This is a genomic window from Fibrobacter sp. UWB3, assembly GCF_002210405.1.
Lineage (GTDB): Bacteria > Fibrobacterota > Fibrobacteria > Fibrobacterales > Fibrobacteraceae > Fibrobacter.
This window is the reverse complement of the sequence record NZ_MWQJ01000003.1, coordinates 225,022-246,788: the sequence shown is the minus strand read 5'-3', so window position 1 is coordinate 246,788 and position 21,767 is coordinate 225,022. Positions and strand designations below refer to the sequence as shown.

The window sequence follows — 21,767 nt, the reverse complement described above, 5'->3', positions numbered from 1 at the left end:
TAAAATGGATACATTCCTACGTTTTCGAGGTAGTTTTATTATTACATGCTGTAGCCATCAAATTTCAGGGGTCGCAATGAGTATAAAATCAACGGTATTTAAGGCACTCGCTTTTACATTCGCCGCATCAACATTTTCTTTTGCGGCATTGGCCAACAGCGCGTCCAAGTTCCTCGGCAACATTCCCGTTTTTGGAGAAATTCCCGAAGACTTTGGCTCCTACTGGAACCAGATTACTGCCGAGAACGGGTGCGTTTGGGGCTATGTCGAAAAAACACGTGGTGAATACGATTGGACCGGTTGCGACCTCGCCTATAATTGGGCAAAAAAGAATCATGCGCATTTTACGTTTCACACCCTGTTGTGGGGTTCGCAAAACCCGCAGTGGTTAAGGGAACTCGATGTTGACGAAACTAAAAAAGCTTGGACAGATTGGATCGACGCTGTTAAGGAACGTTACCCCGATCTCGAAATGATTGAAGTGGTCAACGAAGCCGTCAAAAGCGGCAACAACTATCATTCCAGTTTTTCCAGCAACAAACTGATTGAGGCGCTTGGCGGCGATAGCGGCAACTACGAATTTGTAGTGACCGCTTTCAAGATGGCACGAGAACGATGGCCAGAAGCCATCCTGATTTATAACGATTACAATACCATCCAATGGCAAAAAGTAGAGGGTATCGACCTTCTCAAGAAAATAAAGGCCCAGGGGGCGCCAGTTGACGCTTACGGAATGCAGTTCCACGAGACAACCGCACAAGGGACAGGCAATTATTGCCTAAATACATCCTTACTTAAACGCTCCCTTTACGAAGCACACGAACAGACAGGACTCCCCATATATATTACTCAATACGATGTCGGTTCCATAGACGATGAATTTCAAAAAAAATGCTACCAAGAACATCTCCCAATCCTAATGGAAACGGATTATGTTGCAGGCATAACGCTTTGGGGATACATTTATGGCAAAACTTGGCTTTCTTGTAACGGTTTGGAACAAGGTTGTTCCGGCCTTATCAAAGACGGCATCGAACGCCCGGCATTGACCTGGCTCAAGGAATATTTCAAAAATCCGAACGCCCGTTACGGCCGTGGCCTTGCCGATGGAGCGACCAAGTTCTTCGGGAACATGATTGCCGACAAGCAAGAAATCCCCGAGGATTTTCAAACCTACTGGAACCAGGTTTCGCCCGAAAACGCATGCACTTGGACCGTTATTGAAAAAGTGCGTGGCGAGTACGATTGGTCAGGCTGCGACCGTATCTACTATTGGGCGCAAAAAAACAATGTAAAGTTCAATTTCCGTAGCTTGCTTTGGGGAACCCATACCCCCAGCTGGCTCAACAACCTTGATATAGACGAAACCAAGAAAGCCGTTGAAAACTGGTTCGACAAAGCTGCCATGCGTTACCCCGCACCTTACATGATCGAGGTGGTAAACGGAGGTTCCCGCGACAGCTATGGTCATTATCATTCTGGATTCGGGAGCGGCAATAAAATCATCGAAGCTCTCGGTGGCGACAATGATGACTACAAATTCATAGCCACGGCGTTCAAGATGGCCCGCAAACGCTGGCCTTACGCCACCTTGATTTACAATGACGTGAACGCAAACGTATGGCAAAATAATTTGGGAGCCGAAGTTATCCAAAAAATCAAGGCGCAACACGCCCCCGTTGATGCTTACGGATTGACGGCTTACAACCAAACATTTCAAGGAACAGGCAATCAATCGTGCATGACAGCCGCTAAAATCAAGAAAGGGATTGAGGAAATTTACGAACAAACAAAGCTACCTTTGTTTATTTCGGAATACAGTGTCAATACAGGCAACGACAGCCTGAAAAAAGCGTGCTATTCCGAACAAATTCCAGTTTTCATGGAATCAGAATACATCGCCGGCGTGACGATTGGAGGCTACATTTACGAAATTGGAGGATGGGACGAATCCGCAAACCCTGGCCTTATCAAGGATGGCAAGGACCTTCCGGCAATGACTTGGCTCAAGGATTACTTCAAGGAACATTTTTACGATGCCAAGAACATGTGGTACTCTAGAAGCATTCCTATAAATCCGCTGGATTCTCTAGATTCAATTGCTTTGGAAAATCCGATTGCCATTCATAGCAAGATTCGCTTAGAGCAGAACACGCTCCAGAATTACGACGTATTCGACGTGCAAGGAGTCCGCTTGGGCAAGCTCTCAGCCTACGACTTTAGTGACGCTGCAAAGTCGCTTCGCACATCAAGTGCCGCGAAATCGTCCGGAATCTACTTCTTACGCAACCGCAGTACAGGAAAAATGCAGAGTGTTGGGGTCGTGAAGTAAGTGGCGTTGGGCATTTCTGCCCAGTTCTATTTTTTGTAAAGGTCGGAATGCGTTCCGGTATCTACCAACTCTAAAATCAGGATGTTTTCCTCGATTTTGTAGATAAGCAACCAGTCTGGCTCTATATACAATTCCCTATGTCCAGCCCAATTCCCGATAAGGGGATGGTCTTTATAAGCATCCGCAAGAGAATCGCCTTTAGCGAGTTTTTCAACAACATCCTTTAATTTTTGAGAGTCTTTCCCGCGTTTCGCCATTCGCTTGGCAGCCTTTTTAAATCGATTGGTCGCCCGAACAATGTACTTATACGAATTATTCATATACCCAACTCGTCCCATAGCTCCTGCGGTGTTGCATACGTTTTAGCGTTAGGATCGTGTGCGAGTTCTTCGCCTTCCTTTATAGCTTCGAGGAGTTCTTTGGACGGAGGTCTTGTAACAGCAAAAGGCAAGCCGTGGTGCAAAATCGCCTGCTTCAGAAAAACCGTAAACGCCTGGGAAAGAGTCAGTCCCAAGTCGTTGAAGAGTTCTGTTGCCTGAGCCTTAAGCTCTTTGTCAATTCGAATATTTGTTACCACGGTGCTCATACTCCTAAATATACCACAAAAAGTTGCGTTTGTAAAGCGGTTGTGGTATTTACGTTGCAAAACCATCGATTTAGTCATATTTTCCACAATTCAACGATTTTTCAAAAATAACACAGGAATGGGCTCTAGCGTGCAGTCGATTGATTGCAAAATTTCGATTCGTCACTTTTGGGTAGCTATTAAAATTTTACACTTCAAAATTGGCCCAAACGCATTAAAAAAGCGTGTATATATAACGGTAGGGAGTGTTTCTCTATCGCTATACGGGGGCGTTCCCGATTTATGGTCAAAGCTCTAAACCGTATTGACAAAGTCAATACAATAGAGTATATTATGTATGAACATAAAAATAAGCGAACATGCAGCTAAAAGGATGGCGGAACGGAATATTCCCGAGGATGTCGTCCGAAGAGCTTTCGATGCCGAGGACTGGGAATCTTACGACGTATCCGAAGTTGACGAAACCGCCATAATAGTGACAAAGACAATCAACGGGAAAAAATGGCGTTTCGTTTTTAACTGGGAAACGGAAACACTTATCACCTGCTACCCGAGGAGGTAACCAATGTACAAAGGACTTACCGAAAAAGAAATTAAAATCGCCAAGCACTACGAGAATATGACGGAAGCAGAAGCTGATGCCGAACATGAATGGGCGAAGACTAATGGTCTATCTTTTTCCGGCCCGGGAGCGTTGTCCAAGGTCATAGCGGCAGCAAAGACCCGATCCGAGAACAAAGCCCGTATGGTGTCTATCCGCATGGACTGCGAGGACATCGAGGGCATCAAGGCCAAGGCTGCACGGATGGGGGTAAACTACCAGACGCTCATCAAAACGTTGGTCCACCGATACCTTAACGGCACTGTGACATTCTCTGAACTGTTTTAACGTCCGATGAATTCAGCCCGCCTTATGGCGGGCTTTGTTTTTCAACTGATTATAATGATAAAACAGGAAAGAGCCGTAGCGTGCAATCGGTTGGTTGCAAAATTTTACAATAAAAAGTTTTTAAATGATGTAAACCTTATGAGATTTATAAAGTTATTCCCAAAATCCTTTTAATCACCTCACTAATCGCATCTCACTCATTTGCGATTTCTCTTAACACACCATTAATTCAAACAAATGTATTCAGGGAATCCATGGAAACAAATGTTGATACTTCTAAACCAGCACCAGACAAAGCCTGGAAAGCACTTGTAGGACCTATATCTTCCGTTATGGTACTTGGTGGAATTATGGCCTTACCTATAAACATAGCTCGTTATGCAGACAATGGAGAAGAAGGTCCTAAAAATAAAGAAAAAGAAGGAATTGTCATAAGTTCCGTAATGCTAGCTCTAGGAATCACCAGTCTTGTTTTTGCAATAACATTCTAGAAGCATTTGCGTTAGGGATGGATCCGGGGAACGCCCTATTTTTGCCCTAATGAGCACTACAAAATTTTCTGACAGGAAATTTTTACTACATTTCGAGCCATGAATCAAGAAACACCCGATACTACTCTAGGTTTATCTAACGTCAATCACCTAGAACGACTTTATGACGGCTGGTTCCTCGATTACGCCAGCTATGTGATTTTGGACCGTGCGGTCCCGTACTTTGAAGATGGCCTGAAGCCTGTTCAGCGCCGTATTTTGCATTCCATGTTCGAAAACCACGACGGACGCTACCAGAAGGTGGCTACGATCGTCGGTCGAACGATGGCCTACCACCCGCATGGTGACGCCTCCATTGGCGATGCACTTGTGGGCCTCGGCCAGAAGAATTTGCTTATCGACACCCAGGGTAACTGGGGCAACCCCTACACGGGCGACCGCGCTGCTGCTCCCCGTTATATCGAAGGCCGCCTCACGCCGTTCGCGGTCGATGTCGTGTTCAACCCCGAAACGACGGAATGGATCCCGAGTTACGATGGCCGTAGCGAAGAACCGGTCACGCTCCCGGTCAAGTTCCCGCTGCTTTTGGCTCAGGGCGTCGACGGTATCGCCGTCGGTCTTTCGACTTCCATCCTCCCCCACAACTTCCGCGAGCTCTGCGAGGCTAGCATCGCCTGTTTGCGCGGCAAGAAATTTACGCTTTACCCGGACTTTTTCACGGGCGGCATTATCGACGTGTCGGACTACAACGACGGTCAACGCGGGGGCAAGGTCAAGGTCCGCGCGAAGATTGAAAAGGTCGATAACAAGACGCTCGCCATCCGCGAAATCCCGTACGGCACCACGACCGTGAGCTTGATTGAAAGCATTGTCAAGGCAAACGACAAGGGCAAAATCAAAATCAAGCACGTGGACGACAACACGAGCCAGGGCGTCGAAATTCTCGTGCACTTGCAGCCGGGGACGGACCCGCAGGTGGCCATCGATGCTCTCTACGCCTTTACGGACTGCGAAAAGTCGCTCTCTCCTTGCACGTGCGTCATTATCGACAAGCACCCGAAATTTGTCGGTGTTTCTGACATTTTGAAGCTCAACACGGAACACACCGTGAAGCTTTTGGAATGGGAACTCGCCAACGAGCTCAAGCACCTCGAAGACAAGTGGCACATGACCACGCTCGAAAAAATCTTTATCGAGAAGGAAGTCTACGAGGTCATCAAGAAAGCTAAGGACCGTGAACAAATTATCCGTCTCGTTCGCGAAGGCCTCACGCCGTACCTCAAGCGTCTGCACCGCCAGACCGTTACGGACGAAGAAATCGGCAAGCTCATTGAAATTCCGATCCGCCGCATAAGCCATTACGACCGCGAAAAGGCCGACCAGCTTTTGCAGGAACTCGAAGAAAACATTGCAAAGTGCAAGTACAACCAAGAACACATTATCGATTACGCCGTAAACCACTTCAAGAACATCTTGAAGAAGTACGGCGAAGGCAAGGAACGCCGCACGCAGATTGCCGAATTCGGTAAGGTGAACGCCGTACACGTGGCTCTTGCAAACCAGAAGCTTTATGTGAACCGCAAGGAAGGCTTCGTGGGCACTGGCATGAAGAAGGAAGAATACCTCTTCGACGTGTCGGAATACGATGACTTGATCGTGTTCAAGGCCGACGGTAGCTTCAAGGTCGTGAAGGTCAGCGACAAGGACTTTGTCGGTAAGGACATCATTCTCGTTGAAAAGTTCAACAAGGACGACGAACGCCATATCTATAACGTCATCCACCAGGATGGCAAGGACGGCTACGCTTACATCAAGCGCTTCAACGTCGGCGGCGTGACTCGCGACAAGGATTACTACATGGGCAAGAACAAGCCCGGTAGCAAGATTCTTTACATGTCGAGCAACATGAACGGCGAAGCCGAAGTGGTCGAAGTCATCTTGAAGCCGCGTCCGCGCATCAAGCTGAACTTTGAAGTGGACTTCAGCGAAGTCGAAGTCAAGGGCCGTGGTGCCATTGGCAATATCGTTTCGAAATACCCGGTCAAGACGGTCAAGAGACTCCGCAAGGGCGTTTCGACGCTTGGCGCAAGAGTGCTTTACTTCGACGCTCCGAGCGGTATCGTCTCGACGCAGAAGAAGGGCGATTGCCTCGGTGAATTTGGCGAAAACGACAAGTTGCTCATCATCAAGCAAGATGGTAGCGCTCGCGTCCACACCATGGCAGACCCGATTCTCGTCGGTTCGAACATCAAGTATCTGCACAAGTACGACCCCGCACAGGTCTTTACGGTGCTCTACTTCGAAGGCTCGAATTTCAACTACATGGTCAAGCGCTTCAACCTTGAAGGCTGCCCCATGACAACGGAATTCAGCATTGTTTCCGACCACAAGGACACGAAGTTCATCGAGCTATTTGCTACAGACGACGCTCGTGAACTGATGGAATACCAGGTGGGTCGCGAAGTGCAAAAAGAAGAACTCGACTTGACGGAAGTAGCAGAAGTCAAGGGCTACAAGGCTCTCGGCAGCAAGTTCACCGCCAAGAAAATCAAGCGCGTGAGCCGCATTTCGCCGGCGGACCCGTTTAGCGACGGCAGCGGTGAAAGTGAAGGTTCTAGCGAAGATCCGAGCTTGTTCTAAGAAAGAAAGCTCCGCTTTGATGTCATGCCCGCCGGAGCCTGTGCTGAGCGCAGTCGAAGTAAGCGGGCATCTCCTTTTTTAGGACGAGAAGGAGATTCCCTCCCCATACGCGGATCATGACTACTAAGCAGCATAGCTGCAAGTAGTCAAAGAGATTAAATCGGGAATGACAATTCGAGGGGGCTCGCAATGACGAGTTTAATGAATTATGCACCGCGGAAGCGGGGCATTTCTTATCCAAGACGAGAATGGTGATCCCGTCCCGGAACAAGTCCGGGATGACAGGCCGGGGTGACAACGCAATAAAAGAATGTGTTTATGATGTCATGCCGCACTTGTTGCGGCATCGCCTTTTTTAATCGACGTTTTAAAGAATATCTCTGTTAAGCAATTCGCCGTGACTGAGTTCAAGGCGGCGGAACGGGCTGTTCAAATAAAAGTCCGGGTTATGCGTTGCCATCAAGATGGTCGTACCGCGGGCATTGATTTCCTTGAAAATGCAGAAGACTTCTTCAGCGTTTTTCGGGTCCAAGTTACCGGTCGGTTCGTCCGCCAAAAGCAAGTACGGGTTATGCACCATCGCACGGGCAATCGCCACACGCTGCTGTTCACCGCCCGAGAGCGTGTAAGGCATCGCAAAGCGCTTTTGGCTAATGCCCACGAGCGCAAGCGCGTCAAAGACAGCCGCATTAATCTTGTTGCTCGGAGTCCCCACAATGCGGAGCGCAAGCGCCACATTCTCGAAAACATTGCGGTCCGGCAAAAGTTTAAAGTCCTGGAAAATTATCCCCATCTTGCGGCGGAGCGCCTGGATTCGATCGTCCGGAGTGTTCTTGCTATCGTACAAGACGTTGTCCGAGAATTTGACCATCACCTGGCCGCCGCGTTCTTCGTCCGGACGCTCATCCATGTAGATGAGTTTCAGCACCGTCGACTTTCCGGCGCCAGAATGCCCCGTCAAGAAAACAAACTCGCCCTTATTGATGCGGAAGGTGACGTTGTTCAACGCCTTCCAGTTGGCTTCGTAAGATTTCGTGACGTGGGTAAAATGGATCATATTATTCCGTCATTCTGATTTCGACGAGAACTTCCTTGCGCCACTTCTGGATGAGCTTCTGGAGCTTTTCATTTTCCAAGTGAGTGGCAGCCATCATTTCAATTTTGCCGTAATCCTCTTCGAGCGTGAGTTCGCGCACCTGGCGAGAATCATCGAGACGGAACAAGTGGTAAGCGCCATCAATAATGACCGGTTCAGAAATTTCACCGACGTTCAAGTTCGCCACCGGATCCACATAAGCGGGTTCCATTTCGTTACGCTGGAACCAGCCAAGCAAACCGCCCTGGAAGTTGCTGGACTTGTCTTCACTGTACTTCTTTGCAGCCTTGGCAAATTCATCCTTCGTCTTAATATTCTTGCGGAGGGAATCAGCGAGAGCCACCACAGCAGCAGAATCCTTTGCGGTCGGAATCGTGCGCAAGAGAATTTGTGCAGAGCGAACGCCATCTTCCTTACGGCCAAGCACGCGGGCAATGTGCCAGCCCAAGTCTGTCTGGACCGGAGTCGATGCGTAATGACCGTTCTTCAAATTTTCAATTGCTTTTTCAAAAGCCGGATCCAGCAAGCCACGCTTAAAGTAGCCGAGATCGCCACCCTTTGCAGCAGAGCTGTCCTGCGAATGGCGCTGAGCCAAAAGTTCAAATTTGATACCGAGGTTGAGGCTATCAATCAAAGATTCAGCAACATGCTTCACAGAATCCACAATCATGGAATCGGGCTTGACCGGAATCTGGATATGGCTAAGCAAAACGCAGTTGAACTGGCGCGGGAGAGAATCCTTGTAATCCTTGTAGAACAAGTCCACTTCTTTCTTTGTCGGGTGGATCGAGCCCACGTGGAGCTGACGCACACGGGAAATTTCCATGTGGCTACGGATTTGCTTACCGAGCTGTTCACGGTACTGGATCATCGAGAGACCGAGCTGAGCACGGATTGCCTTTTCGAGCGTTGCCATGTCAATCTTCTGACTTGCAGCAATCGACTGGAGGTGAGAGGTCACACGCTGATCTACTTCGGATTCCGTAATCACAATCGAATCGCGGTCAATGCGGCTGAGCAAAACCTTTTCTTCAATCATGCGGTCCAGCACAGCGTCTTTTTGCTGCTGTTCCGTCATATTAGCCGCTTCGGGCGTTTCCTGGAACCTGTAAAGGTTGTTCATGAACTCCGAGCGCATAATCGGCTTGCCATCGACAACAGCCGCAATGCCTTCCATCAACACAGGTTCGGCGAAACAGGCTGTACACAGGGCAAATACTAAAGAGGCAATTCGATTATTAATCATTATTTTTCCTTTTCACTAAGAACGTTCATCTTCGTAATTATAGGGATTCCGGTTTTCCATTCATCCTTGAGTCGCTTCACAACCGTATTCTGGTGTTCCACCCAGGCATGCATAGAAACATCGTCAATCACTTCGTCAAGCGGACGCGCATCAGCAGAATCAAGCTTACTTGTCACGACAGCAATCTTTGCAGCGCCATCGCAAACCTTCATCGGGGTAATACGGCCGACAACTGCACGGCGAATCGACGGAATCATGCACGGATCCGGAGTTTCATCGACACCATCAAATTCCCTCATGCGCTTCACCAAACGATGGTTAGGCGGGATGGATTCGAACTTGGTGTTCTTGAATTCCTTGTAATAAATAACAGCGGACTTCCAGTCGGCAAAGGACATAATCGCCCCCGATACCGTTGTCTTTCCGTTCAAGTAAAGATCCTGATTCTTGTGGTAGAAGTCAATTTTTTCGACATCGCTCACAATCATCGTATCGAGGTAAGACTGCATGAAATAATCGGCGACAATCTTGCGCTTCGTGCGTTCAATCATGCGGATAAGCGCAGAATCTTTCAGCGCACCGGCCTTCACAGCCTGCTGATACACAAGTTCTTCATCAATCCAGCGTTGCAAAAAGAGGATGCGTTCACGATCGCCCCAGGAATCCCAATCAGGAGCGTACGTGTAAACCTCTGATTGGTGCAACTTGGAATCGCCCACGGTGACAATCACCGGGTCTTTCGTTTTACAAGCTGCAAGCATTACCAAACTGAATGCAAGCAATATACGGATAACGGATTTCATTGCGACAAATTTAGAAAATTCAGGGCCGCGAGAGTAATTAAAGTCTCCCAAAACGACCTTTCAACCTTGCTAAAGCGTCTTCTTCCACGATATCTTCGGCGTCACCCCCCTTGCGCTTGTACTTGAGGATTTCAAAATCTTCAAGCATTGCCTTCGCCTGCAAGTAAAGTTCGGCAAATTCCGGGTCATCCGTTGGCGTGCGGTCGATTTTTCCGAGAAGTTCACGGGCATTTTTCAGTTCGTGGTCCTTGAGGTAACGCGCCTTGAGGTACGGGCGGAAATACTCGCGGAGGGTACTGGCAGAAAGTTCCGTGTTTTCACGGGATGAGGTTTCACGAGAAGCGGATTCACGAGATGCGCCAAACGGGAGTTCTATGTTGAAAACTTCAGTAAGAACACACAGACGTTCAAATAAAGTAAGTTCTTTTTGGTACGCCGTATGGATCGCAATTATGGTTTTATTTTTTACGGTTGACTTACCGCACCCATTGCGCATTTCCACGCTGAAATCTTTAAGCAAATTCCAGTTCTTTACAAAAGCTTCGGCACTGATAAGGCCCGATTCGTATGTAGCGCGCACGAGCGAGAGACGGATTTCTTCATCTTCGCTGCGGGTATTGGCAGCAAGGCTCTTGAAGTCGCGAATCTTTTTGCCACGCGAGAATTCAAGCCCCGTAAAGCGTACACAGCGAGTCGCATCAAGGTTATCAGCAGCAAGCGATTTTGCGACCCAAATCTTGAGAGCCGTTTCAAAGTTATCCGCAAAGACACCGCCCATTTCAAGCAAGTTCAAGCGGTCGGCAATGAGCTGTTTTTTCTCTTCGGAGAGTGAAGTCTTTTGCGATGCGGGATACACCGCAGTCTCGGGATGCGCTGCGGATTCAAGATGCAGTGCTTTTTCGAGATGCGCGCCTTCCACACGCTTGCGGAAAGCTTGCCAAAAACGGGATTCATCCGACACCATCAACGCCGATTGCCCAAGACGCCAGCCAAAGCGCATCCCTTCAAGCGGAAAGTCAATGCCAAACGTCACCAACGCCGGGCGCACCGCAAGGAACATGCGGTAAGAGCCCCATTCTGGAGAAATTTCGAGTTTATAAGGTTCCGGGAAGCCCGGCTTCGAGACGACCAAATGCAGACGCAAATGGTTTTCTTTGTCAGGGTTCACCGTCGGAACGTCAATACTAGCGCCGTTTGCACCCGAGCGGATTTCCTTTGTATTCGAAAGCACTTCGTAAAGAAGCAGAAGCGGAGCCTTATGCGGGAAGTTTTCCAGCGCCGCATAGAACTCGTCATCGATTGCAGTACGCTTGGCTTCGAGCGATTTCTTAACGCTCTTCGGCATTTCGCGAATCACAGATTCAATCATCCATTCGCGCCACTGCTGGATGCTCATGGCAAACTTCGCCGGCGAAATTTCCGTCAAAAGGTCGTATGGCAAATTGAGCGTAATGCCATCGCAATCGCGAGTGGCGTCAAAGACCATTTCACCTGTGACAACGCGCTCGCCAATGCGGAAATGCTCGATGGAACCGCCTAAAGTTGGAGCTGGAGCCGCATCCTTAGACTTGACTGGATTCTTCACCCTTTCAGGGTTCAGAATGACATCGCCAGCATTCGTCATCCTGAGCGCAGCGAAGGATCCAGTGCGGAACCCGTCAGCATCACTTGTCCAGGTTGTTCCACTCGTGCCGCCATCCAACTGATCCAGCCAATACTTTTCATCGAATTTCAAGAACTGGTCGGTGTGCTCGCGGATGTAATCTTTAAGCGTCTTGATAGAATTGACTTTACCCGCAATTCGCGTGTAGTATTCCACAAGTGCATCTTCGCTCGGAGCAAGCCCGAACTGTCGTTTGCGCGCTTCGAGAGCATGCAGATTTTCAACGACACGGTCGTTGTGCTGCATGAAATCGAAAGGCCTTGCCACCTCGCCCATCACTACCGCTTCGCGCCAGAAAATCTGGGCGCAGTCTTCGGGATTCACGCGAGCGTAATCCACACGATGGCCACGGCTAATCACAAGCCCTCTAAAGCTCACTTCTTCGACCGCTTCTACAAAGCCGCGTTCCTTGTTCCACGTCGGTTCAAACCAACGACGCGTGCAGAACGGTTCTGCCACTTGCAAAATCCATTCCGGCTTGATTTCGGCAGCTTTCGTGAGGAACGTGCGACTCGTTTCGCGCACTTCGGCACTGAAAAGCCATTCCACGCTCTTGGCGTACAAATCGCTACCCGGGAACACATGCGTTTCGCGACCGCTCACCAAGCGGTAGCAGCCGTTTTCAATATCACGGTGCGCAATTCCGCCCAAGAATCCAGAAAGGAGCGCAATGTGCAAATTGTCGCGATGGAACGAATCGAACGGACAAACTTTATTTTCAAACTTCACTTCGAGAATGCGGCTGAACTGTTCGTACAAATCCACCCATTCACGCAAGCGCAAAAAATGCAAACTGTTTTTATCACAGAACTTGCGGAGTTTGTTCCAAGTTTTGCCGTCCCAGTCCGTGCAGAAAGCATTCCACATCGAAACGTAAACGAGGAAATCGCTCTTATGACCGCAGAATTTGCGATGCAGCTGACGGATGCGGGTGCGTTCAGGTTCGTCATTCGGCACCACACGCGGATCCTGGATGCTAAGAGCCGAGCACACGATAAGTGCAGGCTGCAAAACGCCCAAATCGCGAGCTCGCAAAAGCACCGCCGAAAGCGACACGTCCATCGGGAGGCGCGTCATATCGCGGCCAAGCTTGGTCACATGACCGCTAGAATTGTCAGCCGTGAGTGCGCCAAGTTCAAACAACGTCTTGTAAGCGCCACGGAATGCCGAATGCGGAGGCGACTGCAAGAACGGAAAGTTTTCGAGCTCCAGCCCGAGACTGCGCAACTGCAAAACGACATTTGCCAAATTGCTACGGCGAATTTCAGGCTCCGTGAATTCATCGCGCTTTTCAAAATTCTCGGGAGAGTAAAGGCGAATGCACACGCCGGGCTTCACGCGCCCCGCGCGTCCAGTGCGCTGCCGCGCGCTGGCCTTCGAAATTTCTTCGACGGGAAGCCCTTGGATTCTCGCCTGCGCATTGTAGCGCGAGATTCGAGCCATACCCGTATCGACAACGTAAGCAATTCCCGGAATCGTAAGCGATGTTTCAGCAATGTTCGTCGCCAAGACCACTCGCGTCTTGCCCGTGTGCTTGAAAATGCGGCGTTGCTCGTCAGGGCTCATACGCCCGTAAAGCGGGAGCACATCAAAAGATGCGGCATCTAGTTCGTGCGCAAGTTCGCCCGCCAAATCCTGAATGTCGCGTTCCGTCGGCAAAAAGCAAAGCAAGTGGTCGCGATGGCGCGTTTCCAAATCGAGAATCGCATCACGAGCTTCTTCAATCAACCCCGAATCGCCCTTGCCACTGATATCGCGGAGATCCTTCGACTCATTTCCCTTCGACAAGCTCAGGGAACTGAAGGTCGGTGAGCCTGCCGAACCGCCGAAATAATACTCCACATCAACAGGGTACGTGCGGCCTTCAGCCTCCATCACGCAGCTGTTGTCATAAAATTCTTCAAAAAGTTTTGCGTCAAGCGTTGCCGATGCAACAATCAACTTGAAGTCCGGACGACGAGAAAGTACCGTCTTGAAAATGCCAAGCAAGATATCGATGTTCAACGAGCGTTCGTGCGCTTCGTCAATCATGATAGCATTATACTGCCGGAACAAGCGGTCCTTGCGGAACTCCTGCAACAAGATACCGTCCGTCATCACCTTGATGGGGGCTTCATTTGTACCTTGTTCCCAGAAACGAATTTTCGTCGAGACAAGTTCTTCGTCCTTGAGTTCTTCGCGCAAGCGGTCCGCAATGGAAATCGCCGCCAAACGCCGAGGTTCCGTCACACCGATTTTGAACTTGACTGGATCCTTCGACTTCGAACTACACCCAACAAACCACTCTAGCAAAAACTTCGGTAATTGCGTGGATTTGCCGGAACCGGTATCAGCCTTGACGATGATAACTTGATGTTTTTCTAAAAGCTCAAAAAACTCCTCCCGATGTTCAACAACGGGAAGCTCCGGGTACTCAATTTTCAAGTCGGTTAATTGCATTACGAGATAACAATTACTCTTTAATATGCCCGCACTTATCGCAGGTGAGTTTATAGCTGTTATCGGGGTCTACGACCATCACGCCGTCACATTCCGGCACTTCGCACGGGAGTTCGCCCGGCATCACTTCTCTGTAAGTCTTTTTTTCTTCCATAATGCACTGAATATAGAAATTCAAGGCCCTGCTTGCCCACGACAATATTTATTTTTCGGATATGGAAAACGCAAAGACAGTCAAGCAATCTCAAGTCGAAACCCGCGACATCGTTCACCCTTCCGACGTCAACGCCTACAATTTTGTATTCGGCGGACACCTGACATCGCTCCTCGACAAGGCAGCCTGCATTGCCGCCTGCACCCATTCCAGACGCAAAGTCACAACGGTCTCGATCGACAACGTGCGCTTTTTCAAACCCGCGACCGTCGGAACCATTCTCACCATCAAGGCCTCCGTAAACCGCGCCTTCAACACCTCCATGGAAATCGGAGTGAAGGTCTTGGGAATCGACCCGCAAGTATCCTGGCAGCCCGAAGTCATCTGCCACGCTTATATGACATTTGTCGCGATTGATGATAACGGAAGACCGACCCCGATTCCTTCCGTCATCCCCGAAACAGAGGACGAAATCCGCCGCTACGAAGAAGCCGGCATCCGCCGCGATGCTAAGAAAAAACTTTTGGCAGCTCTAGAAAACAAATAAATTCGCTCTCATCCCGGAACAAGTCCGGGATGACAAAAGAATTTTATTCTCTCGTCTAAAAAACACTGGATACACTTGAAAACATTTTCATCAAAAAGGCCCTTTGACGGGGCCTTTGTTGTTTCTAGATTTTTACACATGAAACAGATCGACGTCAAAGACCGTTCGCTCATCAGCCTTTCGTGGCCGCTAATCCTCACGTTTGCCGTGAGCATGATCCAGCCCATGATGGACAGCTGGTTTTTGTCGCGCACTTCCGAAACCGCAGCCGCGGGCGTTGGCGCCATGCTCCCGATTCTCGGGGCTCTTTTCACCGCGCTCCACGCTTTTGCGCAATCCGGCGCAAGCATCGTCTCGCAATACATTGGCGCGAAACAGAACAGCCACGCCAGCAGCACTCAGACGATGGTCCTTTTCGGGAGCATCCTTCTCGGCATCGCGCTCACGCTCATCATTTATCCGCTTTCCGGTAACATTCCGCAATGGATGGGACTCACCGATGAGCCCGCCAAATATGCCACGCAATTTTTAAGCGTTGTTTCATTCGGTTTCGCCTTCCGCGCCTTGCAAACCATTTTGACCGCCCTCATCGCGACACACGGCCTTACCATTTGGAACTTTGTCGGGAACACGCTCACGATTGCCACAAACGCGGCCTTGAATGTCGTGTTCCTCGAAGGACTTTTTGGACTTCCAAAAATGGGCGTTCACGGAGTCGCCCTCGCGACCGCACTTTCCTGGCTCATTTCTTCGGGCATCCTTTGGCTTGTGCTCAAGTTCAAAGTACACCACCACAGCAAAATTCGCGACTGGAAACGCACCCGCGTTCTTTTGCCCGACTGGATTCGCATCGGACTCCCCGCCGCCGCAGAACCCATCAGTTTCCAGCTTTTTCAGGTGTTCATCACCGCGATGGTCGTCTATATCGGCACAACCGCAATGACCGCCCGCGTGTTCGCAGGGAACTTTGCCGCGCTTTCCGTCATTCTCGGAGTCGGCCTCGGCAGCGGAAACCAGATTCTCGTAGCACACCTCGTTGGCGCACATGACTACGTAAAAGCAAACCGCCGCGTGCACCAAACTCTCGCCGTGGGCATCACCAGCGGATTCTTGCTATCCGTCGCAGTTGCGCTCCTCGGCGAACACCTGCTCAGGCTCTACACCGACAACCCCGAAGTCCTCCGCCTCGGCAAAATCTGCCTCTGGTGCGACGTCGCCGTGCAACCCTTCAAAGCCGTGAACTTCATTGTCACCACATCGCTCCGTGCCGCAGGTGATTCCAAATTCCCGGCGCTCGTGGGTAGCGGCATGATGTGGACGCTAGGCCTTGCAACATCGCTTATCCTTGCATTTGTCGTTGGGCTTGGGCTCCCCGGCCTTTGGCTTGGCATGGCTGCCGACGAATTCTACCGCTCGTTCGCTAACATTTGGCGCTGGAAGAGCGGCCGCTGGAAAAGCAAAGCGGTGGTTTAGTAAGCAAAACGTCCGGCATGAAAGCCGGACTATTTAACTAATGAACTTTGTCAATTTACGATTGGCCGAGAGAAGCCTTGATGGCGAGAACATCAGCTTCAGAAAGCTCAGTAAAATCGATAATTTTATCAATAGGTTCATTTTTCAACAGCATTTTTTCTGCAATTTTGTGCGCTTTTAGAATGCCTCCCTGACGCAAGCCGCTATCAACAGCCGCTTTATGAATTGCGTATTCATCCCACTTGGCTTTCTGTGCTTCGTCAATCATCTTCTGTTCCTCTTTCGATAATTTAGCCAATTTTGCCGTCGAAAACAAGAGTTCGAACACCGTGTTCACATACTGCTTAGGCATCTGCGTCATGTTTTTCATGTTCTTGAGAGCGTAAAGTCCCTTGTCAAGCGTCGTTTCTAGTTCGTCCAGAGGCTTGTTGAACTTAGGAAGTTCTACAAACGCAAAATTGAGAGCATCGCTGATGCAAGATCCATTGATTTCGCGAAGCTTTGCCCGACGGATGTAGCGGTCATCGGCAAACACGTTAAATTCCATGAACACAACAGTAACGACAGGGTTCAATTCGTAATTGTACTTTTTGCCACGTTGCCCCTGAGCAATGATTGTCTGCGAGGCGTAATAAATCGAGCGATTGACTATGTTTTCCTGAAAAAGAATCTGAACCTCGATGATGAACCTACGCTGTGCCGAATCGATGCAATGCAAGTCGAAAACGGAAGTCCGATTTTCGTTCGAACCGTCACTGTATTCCTTGTTTCGGGACTGCACATCAACAATCGGAGATGCTATTTCGCCTTCAAGTACGGCGTTCAAAAGCGCAATCAGGCAAACCTTATTTTGCGAATCGGGATTGAAAGCCTTCTTGAAAGTTCTGTCGAGAAGAAGATCAGCGAAGACGCCAGCCCCTTTGAATTCTTCGAAAGTCTTAGCTTCGCCAATCATTTCACCATGGTTATTTTTTATTTCGACCACAATATTATTTTCCATATTTTTCCAGTGTTAAAACACCCGATAATGTCGGGTTCATAGACAGAAAACCGCTCTCCGTCCATTACATTAACACGCTTTTTTGGAACATTTATTTCACTATTTTTTGAATTAAAATGAAATTTTACAATTGACTATACTATATGCAAAAAGTCCGGCATAAAGCCGGACGACTTTCTATTGACTAGCGAGTAATAACAGATATCAGTCCTTGAGACAACGAACTGAGTGCCCTCCGTTCTTACGGCAGCCGTCCAGGCGCGCTTTGTCGTCGTGGTAGCTCAAGCTCATGTAGTACGCATCGTAGCCGTAACCATTGCCCTCCGTAGAACTCCAAAAATACGCGAAGTAGCCCTCGAATTCGCCATACCCATAGCAGTTCCTGCGGCCAGCAGGGAGTGCAGAGAACCCGAAGGGATCCTTGCCGTTACCAATTTTATACCAATTAAACCAACCGGATGTGGACTTAAGCATTGTACCGGCAACCGATGAGTCGCCAACTATAGCAAATAGTGTATTCCAGTCGTCATTGCTTGGCAGATGCCAACCATTGGGACATACGCCCTGAATATTTCCTGACGGCAGAGAGCATGTATAGCCATAGCCACATTCGCTTTCCGACTTACCTACCGCAGCGGCCCACCTGTAAAGCCGACCATACTTTTCACAATACTTGACAGAATCGTTGTAGCAAAAACTAGAGTCCGTTTCATAGTTGAGATTCTCAGCCATCCATACTTGGTCACCAATTCTCACGGTCTTGTATGTCTGACCGTCGCGGGTATCGGTGAGAGTCCCTTCGACAGGACTAGAGACAATTGAAGAACTACTAAGTTTCTTTTTACTGGATGACGATTTCGACTGGTTATAGGATTCAAACCAATGATCGCCATCACATTCGTAATTTTTGAGTTTGTCCTTCACATAAACAACAGCACCGCTTACGGAATCATCGCACTTGTATTCTTCAAGTTCATCCATATCGGCAACTTCATCAGGCAATTCATTGGGAGAAGATCCTTTATCGTCACCACAAGCGACGATGATTACAGCAAGTGACATCAAAAAAAATAATTTTCTCATTCCTACTCCTTTTGTGTAGATAAAATAGAAAATTATGTTGAATAAATTTTTGCAATAGAGAAAAACTATAGAAAGAAACACGAAATAGGAGATTCCCGCTCAGAGGCGGGAATGACATTGCAAAGACAAGATGTCACTGGATCCTTCACAATTGCTCAGGATGACGCGTTCGTGTCAGGATAACGCTCTAATTAGAGATTGCTTCGTTGTTTCACGCCTCGCAATGACGACTCTCTCGTCTTTCGTCTTTCGTCTCTCGTCTAATCCATCCCCCAAAAATTTCTACATTTGGCGCATGCCGTTCTACTCCGACGAAATCATCCAAGAACTCAAAAACCAGGCGGATATCGCGCTGGTCATTCAGCAGTTCTTGCCGCTCAAAAAAAGCGGGGTCAACAAATACGTCGGCGTGTGCCCTTTCCACGATGACCACTCCCCATCCATGTCGGTAAATTCCACGCTGGGCATTTACAAGTGCTTTGCATGCGGTGCGGGTGGAGATGTTTTCAAATTCATCCAGGAACACGAAAAATTGGACTTCAAGGGCGCTGTAGAATGGGTCGCCAACTTTGTAGGTTTTGCACTTCCGAACCTCGGCAACAACGTCAATACCGAAGTGCTCGAAGAACGCACGATGGTCCGCAAGTTGAACGAGCTTGCCTGCGAATGGTTCGAGCAACAGCTCACGTTAAGCCCCAAAGCGTTGGAGTATTTGAACAAGCGTCATGTCTCGCCTGAGACTCGCAAGCAATTCCACATCGGCTACGCCCCGACAGGGCGAGAAGGCTTAATCGGCTACGCCGCCCGCAACGGTTTTTCGCCTCGCGACTGCGTCAAGGCAGGACTTGCCGTCGAAAAAGAAAACGGCGGTATCGCAGACAAGTTCCGCGATCGCTTGATGATTGCCATCCAGAACCTCTCGGGTGTCGTTGTCGCATTTGGCGGTCGAGACTTGAGCGACCCCGCATCGCACAACGGAATAAAGCTTGCCAAGTACATGAACAGCCCGGAAACGGCGCTTTACAGCAAGCGCGATATTCTATTCGGTTTAAACCACAGCCGAAACGCCATCATGAAGGAGAATGCGGTCATTATCGTCGAAGGATATTTTGACCTCATCAGCCTTTACCAAAGCGGAGTGCAGAACGTCGTAGCCGCATCGGGTACGGCACTCACCGAGAATCACGCCAGCATTCTCGCCCGCTACGCAAAGACCGCTTATCTTGTATTTGACGGGGATGCCGCCGGGCAAAATGCTACGCGCCGCAGTCTCGAAATTGTGCTCCCCAAGGGCCTTTCGCCAAAAGTCTTTGCGCTTTCGCGACCAGACGGCACCAAGATCGACCCGGACAACTTCGTGAACGAACAAGGCCCGGACGCTTTCAGAAGAGCGCTCCGCACTGCCGAAGACTGGCTCAGCTATCTCGGGCGCACCATGCCGAACAACAGCCCCGAAGATCGAGCCGCGTTCATCACGCAAGCAAAGACGCTTATCAAGAGCATCGAGAATCCGGAACTGCGCAATCAATATTTGAAGCTCGTTTCCGAGCGTTACAGCACCACGCGTTCGCTCGCAGGCATCAAGGTCGCACACCCGAAACGCGAAAAAACGCAGGCAACAGCCGAACAACCCGCAGCACCGCAAGTAAGCGTTCCGTGGGAACTGCTCTCGCCGATTGAAGTGCGTTTTGCGAATTTGTTATTCCGCAATCCCACGCTTCTCGACCGCGCCGCAGAATATTTCGACATGGACTTTGCCGCCAGCGGAATCCAAATTTTTGATTCTCCGCTCATCGATGAATTTATCCAGTCCATTCTCGCGCAGTACGCTGAAACGGGCGCGTTCTCGCCAAGAGTCTTGTACGAATCGCTTTCGCCGCAGTTGCAGCTTTTCTTGGAGCAACTCCCCGACGAGACATGGAAAACGCCGAACGAGATTTTGGAATTTTACGACACGCTTGCCGTGCTCACACTCAATCTGTGCGACCGCTACAAAAAGCTCATTCCGCTTGATTCCGAAGCGGGCATGCGTCTCCGTATGCAGTTGAACAAGTTCACACAAGGCATTCAAATTGTCGCCAAGAAGCGCAAGATTTCGGCCATTACGCCGGATGTTTTCGCCGAGCAGATTATCCAGAGCAAAACACCGCTCATCGAGCTTTACACAGAAATTAACGAGCTAGCAATGAACGGAGGGAACGCCGCGCAGTTCAACAATGCGCAGTTCTCGCAGCAGGTCCCCGCGCAATCCACTACCGCGCAGTTCAACAACACGCAGTTTGCAATCCCGCAAGCCACGACCGCAGCACAGCCAAGTTCGCCGCAGTACGCAGCACCCGCCACGCAGCCCCCGGTGCAACCAAACGAAATGCCCCCGGAGATGGAAGCCCCGCCTCCATTCGAAAGCGATGAGCAATTTGCATCAAGCGAACCTCCCGAAGAAGCTCCATACGACCCGAACGAAGAACCTTACGTCCCTGATGACGAGCCTTACGTTCCAGACGATGACTTTGGAGCTATGGACGATTTCGGCTAAGCCCAACAAGATTTTAAAATTAAAGAGGAAATATGTTATCCATCAAGAACCTTAAAGCAAGTATCGAAGACGGCACCCAAATCCTGAAAGGGATCAATCTCGAGGTCAAGCCGGGAGAAGTCCACGCCATCATGGGCCCGAACGGCTCCGGCAAAAGCACGCTCTCCAAAGTGATTGCAGGCCACCCCGCCTACCATGTCGATGGCGGCTCCGTAGAACTCGACGGCAAGAACTTGCTCGAAATGGAAATCAACGAACGCGCCAACTCCGGTCTCTTCATCAGCACGCAGTACCCGACCGAAATCCCGGGCGTGAACAACGTGGAATTCTTGAAGATGGCGCTCAACAGCAAGCGAGCCTTCCTCGGCCAGCCCGAAATGAGCGACGAAGATTTCAAGAAGCTCTGCGAAGAAAAGATGAACTTGCTCGAAATGGACGAACGTTATCGTGAACGCGGCGTGAACGACGGCATGAGCGGTGGCGAAAAGAAGCGCAACGAAATCCTCCAGATGGCGATTCTCGACCCGAAGGTGAGCTTCCTCGACGAAACGGACTCCGGTCTCGACATTGACGCCCTCCGCATCGTGGCAAACGGCATCAATCACATCATGTCGCCCGAAAAGGCCGTGATTCTCGTGACGCATTACCAGCGCTTGCTGGACTACATCAAACCCACTTACGTTCACGTGCTCCGTCACGGCAAAATCATCTTGAGCGGAGGCCCGGAACTCGCCCTCAAGCTCGAAGATCAAGGCTACGACTGGATCGAAGAAGCCAAGTAACCGCGAG

18 protein-coding genes are annotated in these 21,767 nt (G+C 49.7%); 9 read left to right on the top strand and 9 right to left on the bottom strand.

Translation table 11 applies throughout. From position 1 onward, the window contains the following. Positions 1-76 precede the first annotated feature (76 nt). Positions 77-2,332 (top strand): endo-1,4-beta-xylanase, encoded by a 2,256-nt coding sequence (locus tag B7991_RS05330; protein WP_088629924.1) that lies wholly within the window; start codon positions 77-79, stop codon positions 2,330-2,332. Positions 2,333-2,358: 26 nt separating this feature from the next. Here B7991_RS05330 and B7991_RS05325 read toward each other — a convergent pair whose 3' ends face one another. Together B7991_RS05325 and B7991_RS05320 are read right to left on the bottom strand one after the other, a co-directional pair. Further along, positions 2,359-2,652, bottom strand: coding sequence for a type II toxin-antitoxin system YafQ family toxin (locus tag B7991_RS05325; protein ID WP_088629923.1), 294 nt, complete (start codon positions 2,650-2,652; stop codon positions 2,359-2,361). Next, on the bottom strand, positions 2,649-2,918 hold the full coding sequence (locus tag B7991_RS05320) for a type II toxin-antitoxin system RelB/DinJ family antitoxin (RefSeq protein ID WP_088629922.1): 270 nt from the start codon (positions 2,916-2,918) through the stop codon (positions 2,649-2,651). The genes B7991_RS05325 and B7991_RS05320 overlap by 4 nt, the downstream gene beginning before the upstream one ends. Before the next feature lie 337 nt (positions 2,919-3,255). On the opposite strand from B7991_RS05320, the gene B7991_RS05315 reads away from it, so the two are divergent. From B7991_RS05315 to B7991_RS05300, 4 genes are all read left to right on the top strand, one after another. Continuing rightward, positions 3,256-3,480: a DUF4258 domain-containing protein gene (locus B7991_RS05315; protein ID WP_088629921.1), complete on the top strand. Its 225-nt coding sequence runs from the start codon at positions 3,256-3,258 to the stop codon at positions 3,478-3,480. A gap of 3 nt (positions 3,481-3,483) precedes the next feature. Beyond that, positions 3,484-3,807, top strand: a complete 324-nt coding sequence (locus tag B7991_RS05310; protein ID WP_088629920.1) for a hypothetical protein — start codon at positions 3,484-3,486, stop codon at positions 3,805-3,807. A gap of 254 nt (positions 3,808-4,061) precedes the next feature. Beyond that, on the top strand, positions 4,062-4,298 hold the full coding sequence (locus B7991_RS05305) for a hypothetical protein (protein WP_088629919.1): 237 nt from the start codon (positions 4,062-4,064) through the stop codon (positions 4,296-4,298). A 99-nt stretch (positions 4,299-4,397) separates the two neighbouring features. Beyond that, positions 4,398-6,938: a DNA gyrase/topoisomerase IV subunit A gene (locus tag B7991_RS05300; RefSeq protein WP_088629918.1), complete on the top strand. Its 2,541-nt coding sequence runs from the start codon at positions 4,398-4,400 to the stop codon at positions 6,936-6,938. A gap of 367 nt (positions 6,939-7,305) precedes the next feature. Here the strand turns inward: B7991_RS05300 and ftsE are convergent, their stop codons facing one another. The 5 genes from ftsE to B7991_RS14810 are packed head-to-tail and all read right to left on the bottom strand — an operon-like array spanning position 7,306 to position 14,339. Next, complete coding sequence (ftsE, locus tag B7991_RS05295) at positions 7,306-7,995, bottom strand: cell division ATP-binding protein FtsE (RefSeq protein WP_085491894.1); 690 nt, start codon at positions 7,993-7,995, stop codon at positions 7,306-7,308. 1 nt (position 7,996) lies between these two features. Beyond that, positions 7,997-9,280 (bottom strand): peptidylprolyl isomerase, encoded by a 1,284-nt coding sequence (locus B7991_RS05290; RefSeq protein ID WP_088629917.1) that lies wholly within the window; start codon positions 9,278-9,280, stop codon positions 7,997-7,999. Continuing rightward, positions 9,280-10,083: a hypothetical protein gene (locus B7991_RS05285; protein WP_235002831.1), complete on the bottom strand. Its 804-nt coding sequence runs from the start codon at positions 10,081-10,083 to the stop codon at positions 9,280-9,282. The genes B7991_RS05290 and B7991_RS05285 overlap by 1 nt, the downstream gene beginning before the upstream one ends. Before the next feature lie 37 nt (positions 10,084-10,120). Further along, positions 10,121-14,185 carry an ATP-dependent RNA helicase HrpA gene (gene hrpA, locus B7991_RS05280; RefSeq protein ID WP_088629915.1) on the bottom strand — a complete coding sequence of 1,355 codons (4,065 nt, stop codon included), beginning with the start codon at positions 14,183-14,185 and terminating at the stop codon, positions 10,121-10,123. A gap of 13 nt (positions 14,186-14,198) precedes the next feature. Then, on the bottom strand, positions 14,199-14,339 hold the full coding sequence (locus tag B7991_RS14810) for a hypothetical protein (protein ID WP_012820363.1): 141 nt from the start codon (positions 14,337-14,339) through the stop codon (positions 14,199-14,201). Between the two features lie 61 nt (positions 14,340-14,400). Between B7991_RS14810 and B7991_RS05275 the strand changes: the two genes are divergently transcribed. Continuing rightward, on the top strand, positions 14,401-14,886 hold the full coding sequence (locus B7991_RS05275) for an acyl-CoA thioesterase (protein WP_088629914.1): 486 nt from the start codon (positions 14,401-14,403) through the stop codon (positions 14,884-14,886). 138 nt (positions 14,887-15,024) lie between these two features. After that, positions 15,025-16,359, top strand: a complete 1,335-nt coding sequence (locus tag B7991_RS05270) for an MATE family efflux transporter (RefSeq protein ID WP_088629913.1) — start codon at positions 15,025-15,027, stop codon at positions 16,357-16,359. A 55-nt stretch (positions 16,360-16,414) separates the two neighbouring features. Here B7991_RS05270 and B7991_RS05265 read toward each other — a convergent pair whose 3' ends face one another. Continuing rightward, positions 16,415-17,359 carry an Rpn family recombination-promoting nuclease/putative transposase gene (locus B7991_RS05265; RefSeq protein WP_088629912.1) on the bottom strand — a complete coding sequence of 315 codons (945 nt, stop codon included), beginning with the start codon at positions 17,357-17,359 and terminating at the stop codon, positions 16,415-16,417. 204 nt (positions 17,360-17,563) lie between these two features. Next, a complete protein-coding gene (locus B7991_RS05260) occupies positions 17,564-18,442 on the bottom strand; it encodes a fibrobacter succinogenes major paralogous domain-containing protein (protein ID WP_088629911.1) in 879 nt (292 codons plus the stop codon). A gap of 295 nt (positions 18,443-18,737) precedes the next feature. Between B7991_RS05260 and dnaG the strand changes: the two genes are divergently transcribed. Both dnaG and sufC read left to right on the top strand, forming a co-directional pair. Beyond that, positions 18,738-20,978, top strand: coding sequence for a DNA primase (gene dnaG / locus B7991_RS05255; protein WP_088629910.1), 2,241 nt, complete (start codon positions 18,738-18,740; stop codon positions 20,976-20,978). Positions 20,979-21,010: 32 nt separating this feature from the next. Then, positions 21,011-21,760: a Fe-S cluster assembly ATPase SufC gene (gene sufC / locus B7991_RS05250; protein WP_072826759.1), complete on the top strand. Its 750-nt coding sequence runs from the start codon at positions 21,011-21,013 to the stop codon at positions 21,758-21,760. Positions 21,761-21,767 lie beyond the last annotated feature (7 nt).